The sequence below is a fragment of the uncultured Cetobacterium sp. genome, assembly GCF_947038635.1.
Taxonomy (GTDB): Bacteria; Fusobacteriota; Fusobacteriia; order Fusobacteriales; family Fusobacteriaceae; genus Cetobacterium_A.
In genome coordinates, this window is the sequence record NZ_CAMQXC010000047.1 from 1 (window position 1) to 15,149 (window position 15,149).

General features: G+C 28.8%; 10 protein-coding genes and 1 pseudogene. 7 read left to right on the top strand and 4 right to left on the bottom strand.

The window, feature by feature from the left end; translation table 11 throughout:
- Window positions 1-141 precede the first annotated feature (141 nt).
- The 4 genes from Q0V08_RS06110 to Q0V08_RS06125 form a co-directional block, all read right to left on the bottom strand.
- Entirely contained in the window at window positions 142-2,748 is a 2,607-nt protein-coding gene (locus Q0V08_RS06110; RefSeq protein WP_297433015.1) for a cation-translocating P-type ATPase, read from the bottom strand.
- A gap of 260 nt (window positions 2,749-3,008) precedes the next feature.
- Window positions 3,009-6,215 carry a carbamoyl-phosphate synthase large subunit gene (carB, locus tag Q0V08_RS06115; protein ID WP_297433016.1) on the bottom strand — a complete coding sequence of 1,069 codons (3,207 nt, stop codon included), beginning with the start codon at window positions 6,213-6,215 and terminating at the stop codon, window positions 3,009-3,011.
- Window positions 6,216-6,255: 40 nt separating this feature from the next.
- Window positions 6,256-7,308 carry a carbamoyl phosphate synthase small subunit gene (locus Q0V08_RS06120; RefSeq protein WP_297433018.1) on the bottom strand — a complete coding sequence of 351 codons (1,053 nt, stop codon included), beginning with the start codon at window positions 7,306-7,308 and terminating at the stop codon, window positions 6,256-6,258.
- A 9-nt stretch (window positions 7,309-7,317) separates the two neighbouring features.
- Window positions 7,318-7,500 (bottom strand): hypothetical protein, encoded by a 183-nt coding sequence (locus Q0V08_RS06125; protein ID WP_023050178.1) that lies wholly within the window; start codon window positions 7,498-7,500, stop codon window positions 7,318-7,320.
- Window positions 7,501-7,647: 147 nt separating this feature from the next.
- Here Q0V08_RS06125 and Q0V08_RS06130 point away from each other — a divergent pair, with 147 nt between their 5' ends.
- The 7 genes and pseudogenes from Q0V08_RS06130 to Q0V08_RS06160 all read left to right on the top strand — a co-directional run.
- Entirely contained in the window at window positions 7,648-8,031 is a 384-nt protein-coding gene (locus Q0V08_RS06130) for a GrdX family protein (RefSeq protein WP_240218820.1), read from the top strand.
- A 110-nt stretch (window positions 8,032-8,141) separates the two neighbouring features.
- Window positions 8,142-9,011 carry an RNase adapter RapZ gene (gene rapZ / locus Q0V08_RS06135; RefSeq protein ID WP_297433021.1) on the top strand — a complete coding sequence of 290 codons (870 nt, stop codon included), beginning with the start codon at window positions 8,142-8,144 and terminating at the stop codon, window positions 9,009-9,011.
- A gap of 6 nt (window positions 9,012-9,017) precedes the next feature.
- The gene (gene uvrC, locus Q0V08_RS06140; protein WP_297433023.1) at window positions 9,018-10,787 is read left to right on the top strand and encodes an excinuclease ABC subunit UvrC; all 1,770 of its coding nucleotides are present in this window, start codon (window positions 9,018-9,020) and stop codon (window positions 10,785-10,787) included.
- Between the two features lie 4 nt (window positions 10,788-10,791).
- The gene (locus tag Q0V08_RS06145; RefSeq protein ID WP_297433025.1) at window positions 10,792-11,724 is read left to right on the top strand and encodes a hypothetical protein; all 933 of its coding nucleotides are present in this window, start codon (window positions 10,792-10,794) and stop codon (window positions 11,722-11,724) included.
- Window positions 11,725-13,236, top strand: coding sequence for a PP2C family protein-serine/threonine phosphatase (locus Q0V08_RS06150; protein ID WP_297433027.1), 1,512 nt, complete (start codon window positions 11,725-11,727; stop codon window positions 13,234-13,236).
- A gap of 88 nt (window positions 13,237-13,324) precedes the next feature.
- Window positions 13,325-14,845, top strand: a complete 1,521-nt coding sequence (locus Q0V08_RS06155; RefSeq protein ID WP_297433029.1) for an ABC transporter ATP-binding protein — start codon at window positions 13,325-13,327, stop codon at window positions 14,843-14,845.
- Window positions 14,838-15,149 (top strand): annotated as a pseudogene (locus Q0V08_RS06160) (ABC transporter permease); the annotation flags it as partial. The gene Q0V08_RS06155 and the pseudogene Q0V08_RS06160, both read left to right, overlap by 8 nt.

Here is a 15,149-nt window from a genome sequence, read left to right on the forward strand (position 1 = left end):
CGGTTCATACCCGGGCGGTCGAAGGTTCGAATCCTTTTCTAGGCACCATTTGAAACTTTACACTCTTAATAAGAGTGTTTTTTTTTACTTTATTTTTTCTGTATAATTGAGATAAAAAAAAGCTGCTTAAAGCAGCTTTTTTTATCTATCATACTTTATATATTTTAATACTTGAATTATTAATGTTGGTATAAATGCTAATATTGTCATTTCTCCAAAATTCATTACACTTAAATCAGATACTGCAAACATTTCATGGAATGATGGAACTAATAAAACCATATATAATAATGCTGCTCCTAATAAAAATGCATATATACTAAACATATTTTTTGTTATTCCTAATTTTATTACAGAACCGTTTCCTCTACAATTAAATCCATGAAATAATCTTCCTAAACATAGTGTTGAAAATGCCATTGTACTTCCTAAACCAACATCTCCTTTAGCATATCCTAAATAAAATGCAACCATTGTTACAATTGCAATTAACATCCCTTCCATTAAAATTCTTCCTGATAATTTCTTATCTAATAAAGGAGCGTTAGCTTCTCTTGGTTTTTCATCTAATACATCTCCATGAGAAGGTTCCATTCCTATAGCAATCGCTGGTAAACTATCTGTTAATAAATTTATGAATAAAAGATGTACTGGTGCAAATATTACAGGTAATCCCATTAAAGAAGCATAAAATACCGCTAAAATTCCTGCTGTATTTCCTGATAATAAAAATCTTATTGAATTCTTTATATTCGCATATAAATTTCTTCCTGTTACAACTGATTTTATTATTGTAGAGAAATTATCATCCGTAAGTATCATCGATGCTGCATCTTTTGAAACTTCTGTTCCTGTTATCCCCATAGCTATTCCTACGTCTGCCTTCTTAAGTGCTGGTGCATCATTTACTCCATCCCCTGTCATAGCACAAATTTTTCCTAATTTTTGCCATGCTGAAACAATTCTAATTTTATGTTCTGGTGAAACTCTTGCATAAACAGATACTCTTTCTATATGTTTCATTAATTCTTCATCACTCATTTTTTCAACTTCAACACCGTTTAAAGTTTCATCTCCATCTTTATATATACCTATCTCTTTTGCAATAGCCTTAGCTGTAACTTTATAATCTCCAGTTATCATAACTGGTTTTATTCCAGCTCTTATACAATTTTTTACTGCTTCTTTAGATTCTTCTCTCGGAGGGTCAATCATACTAATTAATCCTATAAAGATAAAACTATCTTCATCTGAAAATTCTAGATCTCTTACTACTTCTATCTCCTTCATTGCAAAAGCTAGAACTCTTAAACCATGCTCTGCAAAATTTATATTTGCTTTTTTAATTTTTTCTATATCTGCCTCTGATATTTTGTCAATATTTCCATCTTCTCTTAATATATATTTAGCTTTTTCTACAACAACATCTGGAGCACCTTTAGTTATTAAATAAGTTTTTCCTTCAATCTTATTTAAGGTACTCATCATTTTTCTATCTGAATCAAATGGTAACTCTTTTAATCTAGGATATTTATTTCTAATTTCAACTTCTGCTAAATTATATTTATGCCCTATATTTACTAAAGCAATTTCAGTTGGATCACCAATTTCTTGTCCATTGTTATTCACTGCATCACTACATAATATAGCACTTCTTAAAAGTCCAATCTCAATTTTTGAGTTTAAGTTAATTTTTTCAGATTCTACTACCTTACCATCTACATAAAGATGTTGAACTGTCATTTTATTTTGTGTTAATGTCCCTGTTTTATCTGAACAAATTACAGAAACACAACCTAAAGATTCTACTGAATGAAGCTTTTTTATAATAGCATTCTCTTTAGCCATTTTTTGAGTACCAATTGCTAAAACTATTGTTACTATAGATCCTAAAGCTTCTGGAATTGCAGCTACTGCTAAAGCCACAGCAAACATTAATGACTCTAATATATTTATTCCTCTAGCTACACTCATAAAAAATACAACTATACATAAAACTATTATAGCAATTGATAATTTTTTTCCAAATTTCTCTAGCGATTTTTGCAGTGGAGTCATTGCATCTTCAGTTTCATCTAATAATGATGCAATTTTTCCTAACTCTGTTTTCATACCTATTGTTGTCACTAAAATCTTTGCTCTTCCATAAGTTACTAAACTTCCTGAAAAAACCATATTTTTCTGATCTCCCACTGTTAGACCTGCTGTATCTATAGTTTGAGATATTTTCTCTACACTTTCTGATTCTCCTGTTAATGAACTTTCATTTACCATTAAAGAGTGTGTTTCTAAAACCCTACCATCACTAGGAACAACATCTCCAGCTTCTATTAAAACTATATCCCCTGGAAGCAACTCTGATGAATTTATCTCTTGCTTCTGACCATCTCTTATAACTTTAGCTTTAGGAGAAGACATCTTCTTTAAACTTTCTAGTGATTTCTCCGCTTTTAAATGTTGAACAGTCCCTAAAATTGAGTTCATTATAATTACTGCCAAAATTACTATTGTACTTTCTTTATTTCCAGAAATAAATGAAATTGCTGCTGCAACCAATAAAATTATTACTAAAAAATCTTTAAATTGCTCTAAGAAAATCGCTATTGCAGTTTTCTTCTCTTTACTATTTAATACATTCTCTCCATACTCCTCTTTTAATTTTTCTAAATCCTCTTTTTTTAATCCCAGTTCAGAAGTGTCGAAATACCCTAATAACTCCTCTTTACTTTTCGAATAAAAATCCTTCATAGATTTCCCTCCATATAATTTTATATTTTTAATTATTTACCGACTCAATAGATATTTTCATTTTTCAAAAATAAAAAAAGACTTTCAGTGTAGGTTAAAACCTACACTAAAAGTCTTGTCACCTTTTTTAGGCGTATAGTACCAGATTTTTTCAAATCGAGATGTTGACACTATACTTTTGACTACTCCCTTTGAGTATATCTTTATTTTTATATCACTTAATGAAGTGTATACTTTTTTTTTTTATTTGTCAACTTTTTTTATATTTGTGCAATATCAAATACATCTAAGTCCATCTTATCAACATTCAATTCTTGAACTTTTATTATTGCATTTAAAGTATCTATTGAAGTTAATACCTCTACTCCATATTCAATAGCTGTTCTTCTTATTTTAAATCCATCTCTTTGAGCATCATTAGCTTTAGTTGGAGTATTTATTAATAAATCTACTTCTCTATTTTTTAATAAATCTAAGATATTTGGTGATTCTTCATTTATTTTTCTTACTGCTGTTGCTTCAATTCCTTTTTCTGCTAAATACTTTTGAGTTCCCTCTGTTGCAAACAATTGGCAACCTAAGCTTTTTAGTGATTTTGCAACTGGTAAAAACTCATCTTTATCCTTATCTCTTATTGTTAAAAGAACCTTTCTATTTCTTACGTTCTGAACTCTTCCTCCACCTAAAAGACCTTTAAATATAGCTTCATCTGCTGTATGTCCAACTCCTAAAACTTCTCCTGTAGATTTCATTTCAGGTCCTAGTGAAACTTCAACTCCTGATAATTTCTCTGTTGAGAATACTGGAACTTTAACTGCAACTACAGATGGCTTTTTATAAATACCTGTTCCAAAACCTAAGTTTTGAAGTTTTTCTCCCATTATCACTTTTGTTGCTATATCAATTACTGGAACTCCAGATATTTTTGCTATATAAGGCACTGTTCTTGATGATCTTGGATTTACTTCAATTACATATAATTCATTTTCATATGCTATAAACTGAATATTCATCATACCTTTTATTTTTAACTCTTTTGCAATTTTTCTTGTAATCTCTTCAATTTTCTTCTCTGTTCCCTCATATAAATTTTGTGGAGGATATATTGTTATTGAATCTCCTGAGTGTATTCCTGCTCTCTCTAAGTGCTCCATAACTCCTGGTATTAAAATATCTTCACCATCGCATATTGCATCCACTTCTACTTCAATTCCATTTAAATACTTATCTATTAAAACTGGATTTTCAGGATCTCTTTCAAATGAAGCTTTTAAATAATTTACAAGATTATATTCATCATGACAAATCTCCATTCCTTGTCCACCTAAAACATATGAAGGTCTTACTAAAACTGGGTACTGTACTTCTGCTGCTATTTTCTTTCCAAGCTCAACATCCCATACAGCTTTACCTTTTGGTCTCTTTATATCTAATTTTTCCATTATGTCTTCAAATTTTTCTCTATCTTCTGCAGCATCAACCATCTCTGCTGAAGTTCCAAGTATTGTAACTCCTCTATCTCTTAAGTCATTAGCTAATTTTATCGCTGTTTGACCTCCAAATTGAATGATTACTCCTGCTGGTTTTTCCTTATCGATGATATTCATAACATCTTCTGTTACTAATGGTTCAAAGTAAAGTCTATCTGCAGTTGAGAAGTCTGTAGATACCGTTTCTGGATTGTTATTTATAATAATACTTTCTATCCCCATATTTCTTAAAGTTTTTATTGAATGAACTGTACAATAGTCAAACTCTATTCCTTGTCCTATTCTTATTGGTCCAGATCCTATTACTATAACTTTCTTTTTATCTGTTACATCAACTTCATCAAATTGATCGTATGTTGAATAGAAGTATGATGAATCTGCAGCAAACTCTCCTGCACATGTATCAACCATTTTATAAACTGGTTTAATTCCGTAATCTCTTCTTTTTCTAGCAATATCTTGTTCTGTTACGTTTAATAATTGAGCTATTCCTTTATCTGAGAATCCTTTTTTCTTAGCATTTCTTAAGAATTTTTCATCTAAATCTTTAAGTTCCATCTTTTTCATTAACTCTTCTTGCTTTACAAGCCACTCTAATTTTTCCATAAAGAACTTATCTATTCCAGTTAGCTTCTGTAACTTTTCTTTTACATATCCTCTTCTTAACATCTCAGCAACAACGAAAATTCTTTCATCATCAGGTCTTACAACTATCTCTTTTAACTCTTCCATAGTCATTTTTTCCACTACTGGATGTTCTAAATTATATCTTCCAATCTCTAACGATCTTAATCCTTTTAAGAACGCAGCTTCAAAGTTATTTCCAATAGCCATAACCTCTCCAGTTGCCATCATTTTTGTACCTAATCTTTTATTAGCTTTCTTAAATTTATCAAATGGCCATTTTGGAATTTTTACTACTATATAATCTAATGCTGGTTCAAAACATGCAAAAGTTTTTCCAGTTACTTCATTTATAACTTCATCTAGTGTATATCCTAAAGATAATCTTGTTGCAACTCTTGCTATTGGATATCCTGTTGCTTTTGAAGCTAATGCAGATGATCTAGAAACTCTTGGATTTATCTCAATAATTGCATATTCAAATGATTTTGGATGAAGAGCAAATTGAACGTTACAACCTCCAACTACCCCAATTTCATTTATTATTTTTAATGCTGATGTTCTTAGCATTTGATACTCTCTATCTGAAAGTGTTTGAGATGGTGCTACAACTATAGAGTCTCCTGTATGAATACCAACTGGGTCTATATTCTCCATGTTACAAACTGTTATACAGTTTCCATCTTTATCTCTAATTACTTCATACTCAACCTCTTTCCATCCTAAGATTGATTTTTCAATTAGTACTTGTCCAACTCTTGATAATTTTAATCCTTTTAATAAAATATCTTCTAATTCTTGAGGGTTATCTGCAATTCCCCCTCCTGTTCCCCCTAGAGTATAAGCTGGTCTTACAACAACTGGATATCCAATCTCTTTTGCAACTTTAAATCCATCCTCTAAAGTTTCAACTATTTTACTCTCTATTGTAGGCTCTCCAATTTTATCCATTGCCTCTCTAAATAACTCTCTATCCTCTCCTCTTTTTATAGATTCAATAGATGTTCCTATAACTCTTACGTTATACTTTTCAAGTATCCCTTTATCATTTAGTTCAACTGCCATATTTAGAGCTGTTTGTCCACCCATTCCAGCTAAAATAGAATCTGGTCTTTCTTTTGCAATTACCTTCTCCACAAATTCTGCTGTAATTGGCTCTATATATATTCTATCTGCAACTGCTTTATCTGTCATTATTGTTGCTGGATTTGAGTTTATTAATACAACCTCTATTCCCTCTTTTTTTAATGTTTCACATGCTTGAGTTCCTGAATAATCAAACTCTGCTGCTTGTCCTATTATAATTGGTCCCGATCCTATTACCAGTGTCTTTTTTATCGATTTATCTAACATTATACGCCTCCTACAAACTCTACTTAAATAACCTCAAAAATTATCCCTCTATTACTTTTAAAAAATCATCAAACAGATATTCTGAATCAGCTGGTCCTGGCCATGCTTCTGGATGATACTGTACACATAAAATTCTATACTCTTCACTTCTCATTCCTTCAATAGAGTTATCATTTAAATTTATGTGTGTTACCTTCATTGATTCAGGTACTTTATCTACAACATAACCATGATTTTGTGATGTTATAAATATTCTATTTTTTTCTAAGTCTTTAACTGGATGATTACATCCTCTATGTCCATATTTTAACTTTGTTGTTGTTCCACCTAAAGCCCAAGCTAACAACTGATGTCCTAAACATATTCCAACAATAGGTAATTTTCCAACTAATTTTTTTATTTCATTTATTACTCCAGTTAATTCTGCTGGATCCCCTGGTCCATTTGATAAGAACACTGCATCTAAATCATGCGATAATAACTCCTCTGCAGTTACATTCCAAGGAAATACAATTTGATGAACTCCTCTTTTTTCAAATGATCTTAATATATTTCTCTTAACACCAAAATCTATTACTCCTATTCTCTTTCCAGGTCCAGGAATTTCATAAATCTCTTTTGTACTAACCTTTTCTACAGCATCACTATTGCTAAATTTTGCAAAATGCTCATCTATCTCTTTTTGAGTTAAATCTTTTGAAGTTATTAGAGCTTTCATTGCTCCTTGTTCTCTTATTATCTTAGTCAGATGTCTTGTATCTACACCCTTAAATCCAACTACATTGTATTGTCTTAAGAATCCATCTAATGTCATTTCGCATCTAAAGTTATTTGGAAGTTTTGCGTCCTCTTTAATTATGAATCCTTTTAATTTTATTCCGCTAGATTCCATATCCTCTAAATTTATTCCATAGTTTCCAACCATTGGATAAGTCATAACAACAATTTGCCCATAATATGATGGATCCGTAAGCAACTCTTGGTACCCTGTCATTCCTGTATTAAATACAAGCTCTCCAACGCTTTCACCTAATTCTCCAAAAATTTTTCCATCAAAACTCATTCCGTTTTCAAGAATTAACTTCCCCTTCATCTAAACCTCCTAAATTTTTTGCATAAAAAAAGGAATATGAAAATCATATTCCTTGTCTATATAAATATTAAAATTAAAAACTAATAAATTTAAAAACATAAATAAATTATTAATAAATGAAATAAATAAATTTAAAAATGACAAATAGTTTTTCTTTTTTTTCTTAATTTTTGTGCCATTTTTAAAAACCATATTCCATCCTCCTTTTTTTTGCTCTGAGAAAGAGTATATACTAATTTTAAAAAGTTGTCAATTTTTATTTTTTTACTCTTGATATATTGTGGTTTACGTTGTAATATTACTACTGAAAAATCATACACATAAAACGGGAGGTTTTTTATGGATTATAAAATCGTTACCAATAATAATAAAGTTTTCAATTTTTTCAAAGAAACAGATAATGTAGTTTATTTAGAGGGATATAACATTGAAAAAGTTCTGAATTTTATCGAACAAAAATGTTTAGAAGGACATAGATTATTAAGTGACCCTATTTTATATAATTTAGAAAATCTAGACAATCCTTTTAAATCAATTTTAATAACAGATAAACAAATTGAGGATAATACTCACTCAATTAAAATAATTGTTGGTGTTTTAGATATTATTAAAAAAGTTAATTTTACACCTAAAGAAGTTCAAGATGAAATCTCTTTAGAAGAGTTTAGATTTGTTGATTTAAATTTAATTAGAGATAGTATCACAAAAATTAGTTTACTTTAAAATTACACTATTTTGGATAGGATCAAGTCCTATCCATTTTTTATTTTTTTATATAATTTTAATCTTTATTATTGTATAATAAAATAAAACATATTTGGAGGAAATATATCATGGAGCTAATCATTTTAACTGGACTTAGCGGCTCTGGAAAGTCCACTGGTTTAAAAACTTTAGAAGATTTAGGTTTTTTTACAATGGACAATATTCCATTTCGATTTGCAGGAATAATTTTAAAGGACTTAAAAAACTCTACTAAAGATAATAGTGTTAAACGAATCGCTTTAGGTTTAGATATTAGAACAGTTATCAATGAAAATGATTTTAATACTTTTTTTAATGAAATTGATAACTTAAATATCGATTATAAAATAATCTTTTTAGAAGCATCTACACAATCTATTTTAAATAGATATAACTTAACTAGAAGAAAACATCCGTTAACAAAAGAAACACTTTTACAAAGTATCGAGGATGAAATTTTTCTTATGGAAGATATTAAAGATAAAGCTAATCTCATTATAGATACTAGCTTTTTAAGTGCTAAAGAACTTTCTAGAAAAATCGAACTTGCTGTAGCATCTTTTTCAAAAAATATTCTTCTAAATATTCATTTACAATCATTTGGTTTTAAGCATGGAGTTCCCATTGATGCTGATATGATTTTTGATGTTAGAACTCTTCCAAATCCATATTATCTAGAAGAATTACGAGAAAAAACAGGTTTAAATGATGAAGTTTATGACTATGTTATGAGTTTTGAAACTTCAAAAATTCTTTATGATAAAATTTTAGATTTAATAACTTTTTTAATTCCAGGTTATATAAAGGATGAAAAAAGACACTTAACAATAGGAATTGGTTGTAGTGGTGGAAAACATCGATCTGTTTCATTTGTTAGAAAACTGGAAAAAGATTTAAAAAACATTAATGAAGTTAACATTTTTTCTATTCATAGAGAGAATGAGAGAGGAAATTGGTAAAATGATATGATAACTATTTTTAATAAAGAAATTCCAGATAATCCTGGAGTTTACTTAATGAAAAATAATTCTAAAGTTATATATGTTGGTAAAGCTAAAAACTTGTCTAAAAGAGTTTCTTCCTATTTCAATAGAGATCACCAAGATGAAAAAACCAAAGAACTTGTTAAACATATTGATGACTTAGATTTTATAATCTGCAATACAGAAATTGATGCTCTAATTTTAGAAAATAATCTGATAAAAAAATATTCTCCTAAATACAATATTAGTTTAAAAGATGAAAAAACTTATCCTTATTTGTTAATTACAAATGAAAATTTTCCTAAAATATCCATTGTTAGAACCACTAAGAAGTTGAATCTTAACTTAGGAGATTATTTTGGTCCATATCCTTATGGTGCATGGAACTTAAAAAAAACACTTTCAAAATTTTATCAAATTAGGGATTGTAATAGAGATATGGAGAAAATTTATCCTCGACCTTGCTTAAAATTTTACATGAAACTCTGCAGTGGTCCTTGTGTAAATAAGTCTATCGTCTCTCAATATCAAGAAAATGTAAAAGATATAAAAGAAATTTTAAAAGGAAATACTAAAGCTATTTTGGAGAAACTTCAAATTCAGATGACTCTTGCTGCTGAAAATATGGAATTTGAAAAGGCTATTTTTCTTAGAGAACAAAAAAAAGAGATTGAAACAAATATCCAAACTCAAATAAGTGATGCCAATAACTCTATTGATGAAGATATTTTTACATTTAATCTCGAAGATAATAAGATTTTTTTGTGTGTTTTAAATATTCGAGATGGAAAAATTTTAGGTAAAAATTTCCATGTAATTAATTTAGAACATAAATTTTATGATGATATTTTAGAAGAAATTCTTATGATTTATTACTCTAAATTTCCTATTCCTAAAAATATTATTTTCCAAGAAAATTTAGAAAATTTTCAAGATAAAATTAACAATTTATTTCAAAGTATTTTTAATAAAAAAATCTCTTTCTTCTTTCCTAAAATTAAATCTAGAAGAAAAGAGTTATTAGATATGGGATTACTTAATTTAAAAAAAGATACTGACAATTTCTACAATAAAAAATCTATTGTTGAAAAAGGACTAAATGATCTTTATATAAAATTAAACTTAAAAAGATTTCCATTTAAAATTGAATGTTTTGATATTTCTAACATTCAAGGTAAAGATGCTGTAGCTTCAATGAGTGTCTCCGTAGAGGGGCGTAAAGCTAAAAAATTTTATAGAAAATTCAAAATTACAACTAAAGATACTCCTGATGATTTCCAAATGATGAGAGAGGTTATTGAAAGAAGATATAGTAAACTTCCCATCAATGAATTTCCTGACGTTATTCTAATTGATGGTGGACTTGGACAAATCAATGCTGTTGGTGAAATTTTAAAAGGAATTGGCAGAGATGGAGTATCAGAACTTCTGAGTATTGCAAAAAAAGAAGAGGAAATTTATAAATATACAGAAAATACTCCGTATATATTTTCAAAAAGTGACGAAGCATTAAAAATTTTACAAAGAGTTCGAGACGAAGCTCATAGATTTGGAGTTACTTACCATAGATTACTTAGAAATAAAAGAGTTATCTCTAGCGAACTAGATAACATCCCTGGAATTGGTCCTAAAAGAAAAGAACTTCTCTTAAAAACTTTTGGATCCGTTAAACAAATAAAAAATGCTACTTTAGGTGAGCTTGAAGAAATAATTCCAAGACACCTAGCCTTAAAAATAAAGGAGATGATTTAATATTATGAAAAAAATTATTTTACTTTTTTCTTTAATTACTCTTGTTGGTTGCTCTCAATTCTCTAGCAGAAAAGATCAAAGCCAAAACATTGTATTTCAAAATTCTGTTCCCCAAGGAAAATATAATTTTACAATTATTTCCTTAAATTATCCTCAAAGTTATAGCGATAAAATCTCTTTTTACAAAACTTTAGATTCAAATTTATCTAACTTAAATGACGTTCAAACAAATGGAATAAATCTTCTTATTTCAAATGAAATGAATCAAGATTTTTCTTCTCTTTTGAGTACTGGATGGTTTGATAAAGAGATTTTAGGCATGAAAGTTGTTGAGGACCTTACAAATGATGATATTAATTATTTAAATAAAATTGCTGTTGCAACACCTGAAAATGCCGGTAATTTACAAAAACTTTTAAATAAGCAATATTACTTACTGCTACAACTTACCGATAGTGAATATATGTACAATTCAGAGTTTTTATATACTGAACTGGATAAAAGTCTTTTAATGGAAAATATCTTGTTAAATAGAAAATCTTTAATTGAAAATTTAAATAAAATTAAAAAGAATTTTATTTACTCTATGAATGATGATATAAATAATGCTCCTATATACTTATCAACTAATAATATAAATTTAAATAACTTCCCTAACAATCCTGTTATTTTTGAAAAGTCAGCTGATAACTCTGGATTTAAAGTTCTTTCTAATAATTTAATTATTTTTGTTGGAAATGGAAAAGATGTCTATTCAACTGAAGACTATGATTTTACAGCTAACATTATTACTCCTAAATCTTTAGATGAACTAAAAAATATTTCTAAAGATTCTACCGGAGTATCTAGAATTTTAAAATGGAAAAGAAAAGAATGGAGAAAAAATTCAACTAATGAAAATTTAGAAAAAAAATTCTCTGCTTGGGAGGAGAATTAATTGATTACATATTTCTCTTTTATTATTTTATTTTTTATATTCTTTTTAATTCTGAAAAAACAAGAGAAAAAAAACTTTGAAGAAACGAGTAAAATTTTAAAAAGTTTTGTCAGTAAAGAATTTCTAAATGATATATCTGAAGATTTAAAAAATGACTATGAAAGGGCTACTACAGCTATTACGAAACAAGATTTAGAGTTGGATAACTCTATTGAAGAGCTTCGAGAATATAAAAAAGAGCTTGAAGTTACCTATGAATCTCTTTTAACTAAATCTAAACAACTTGAGTATAGTAATCAAGTTCTAGAACAAAGAGTTGCTAGTTTATCTAATATCAACTCACTCTCAAGAACTGTTTTATCTATAATGGAATTAGATAAAATTATCTCTACTATTTTAGATGCTTACTTTGTTCTAACTGGAGCTAAAAGAATCTCACTTTACCTATGGGAAGGTGGTAAATTAATTAATAAAAGAATTAAAGGAGAGATTCATTTTAGAGGAGAGCTAAGCTATCCTGAAGAGATTTTATCTCAATTTACACGAAAAGATTATAAGAAAATATATAATGAAATGCTAAAAGGATTTTCTATTACACCAGATGAAAAAATAATTGCTTCTCCACTTACAGTAAAAGGAAAAGAACTTGGAGTTATTTTTATAATTGAGGATAAGTCAAAACTTATTAAAAGTGATGAAGAAACAATCTCAGCTCTAACTATTCAAGTTGCCATAGCTATTAACAATGCTCAGATATACTCTGATTTAGTTGTTAAAGAGAGAATGTCTCAAGAACTTGAAGTTGCATCAAGAATTCAAAAACGAATTATTCCTAAGAAAATTAAAAAAGTTTTAGGCCTTGATGTAGCTACATTTTTTGAACCAGCTAAAGAAATTGGTGGAGATTATTACGACTACTCTCTTTTAGATAATAATACTTTTAGTATTACTATTGCAGATGTGAGTGGAAAAGGAGTTCCTGCTGCTTTTCTTATGGCTTTAGGAAGATCTGTTTTAAAAACTTTAGAACTTCAAGGAGAACAACCTTCTTGTAATGTTAGAAAACTTAATAAACTTATTTATCCTGATATTACTGAGGATATGTTTATTACAATGATGCATAGTAAATATGATTATATTACTAAAACTATTACATATTCAAATGCTGGTCATAACCCTTTAGTTGTATATAATAGTCTTACTAAAGAGATTGAAACTCACTCTGTTAAAGGAGTTGCAATTGGATTTTTAGATGATTACAATTATAAACAAGATAAGATTCATCTTAATGTTGGGGATATTGTCATATACTATACAGATGGAATTAGCGAAGCTGAGAATCAAGATAAAGAACTTTTTGGAATAGAAAGACTTAAAAATATTTTACTTGAAAGTTCACATCTTTCATCTAAAGAGATAAAACAAAATTTACTGTCTGAAATTAATAAATTTCAAAATGGTTGTGAACAGAATGATGATATTACATTTGTTATAATTAAAAGAGAAGAATAAAAAAAGTTGACTACTTTAATATAACATAATATAATTTTATAAGGTTATTTTTTAAATTAACCTTGAATAAATTTAGGGAGGATTCTAAGTGAATAATTATATCTTAGAAATGCAACACATCAGAAAAACTTTCTTAGATGGAAAAGTTGTCGCAAATGACGATATTACTTTAAAAATCTTAAAAGGTGAAAAACACGCTATTGTTGGTGAAAACGGAGCAGGAAAATCAACACTTATGAAAATGTTAAACGGTCTTTATACTCCTACTTCTGGTAAAATATTTTATCATGGAGAAGAAGTGCAAATAGATTCACCTAGTAAAGCTGCTGAATTAGGAATTGGTATGGTTTATCAACATTTTATGTTAGTTCCTACTTTAACTGTTGCTGAAAATATGATTTTAGGTGTTGAACCTAAAAAAGGCTTATCTTTAGATATTAATCAAGCTAGACAAGACGTTATTGATGTTTCTAAAAAATATGGACTTGCTATTGATCCAGATGCATTGGTATCAGACTTATCCATCGGTATGCAGCAAAGAGTAGAAATTTTAAAAATACTTTTTAAAGGGGCAAATTTATTAGTATTTGATGAACCTACTGCTGTTTTAACTCCACAGGAGATTAAAGAACTTTACAAGATTATGGACAACCTTATCGCTGAAGGAAAAACTATTATCTTTATATCACATAAACTTCAAGAAGTTTTAGATATTTCAGATAATATTACAGTTATTAGAAGAGGTAAAGACATTGCAAATTTTCCTACTAAAGAAGCTACTAAAGAGAAAATTGCAAATGCTATGGTAGGAAGGGCTGTACTTTTTACCACAGAAAGACCTGAAGTTGAAATCGGTGAAGTTGTTCTTTCTGTAAAAGATGTCAGTGTTAAAGATCATCACAATGTGATAAAAGTTAATAATGCCTCTTTTGAAATAAGAAAAGGAGAGGTTTTAGGAATTGCTGGAGTTGAAGGAAGTGGACAAACTGAACTTGTTGAAGCTCTTACAGGACTTAAAGAAATTTGCTCTGGTGAAATGATCCTTGATAATGTTATCTTAAAAAAGAAAACACCTAGAAAAATATCTCAACTGGGATTGGCTCACATTCCTGAAGATAGACATAAAAGAGCTGCCGTATCACAATTTAGTGTTATGGAAAACTTTGCTCTTGGTCTTGAAAGAGATGAGTATTCTAAATTTGGACTTTTAAACTTTTCTAAACTAAGAAAAGATGCAGAGATGTTTATGGAAAAATATGATGTTAGACCTAGAAGTGTTGACACTGAATTTGGTAGACTTTCTGGTGGAAATCAGCAAAAAATTATAGTTGCTAGAGAGCTTGAAAAGAAAAATAATAATCTTATTATTGCTGGACAACCAACTAGAGGTGTTGATATCGGAGCTATTGAATCAATTCATAAATTAATCTTAAATGAAAAAGTAAAGGGAAAAGCTGTTATGGTTGTTTCCTCTGAATTATCTGAGATTTTAAATCTTTCAGATAAAATAGCAGTTATGTGTGCTGGAAAGATAACGGGAATTCTTTCTAGAGAAGAAGCAAATGAAGAAAAAATTGGAATACTTATGGCGGGTGGTAAACTTGATTAAAAACAAAAAGGTTTTAAATATTCTTGTTCCTATTATAGCAGTTTTATTAGCGTTATTAATTGGTGCAGGTATTATTCTATATATGGGTGAAAATCCTGTAAAAGCTTATTATTACTTATTTACTGGAGCCTTTGATGGACTTACTCCTATTGCAAGAACACTTTTAGAAGCAACTCCTCTTATATTTACTGGGCTTGGGGTTTTAGTTGCATTTAAAGGTGGTATGTTTAACATCGGTGCTCAAGGACAGATGACTATGGCAGGACTTACTGCTGCTGCTCTTGGTGGTTTTGTTGCTAATATC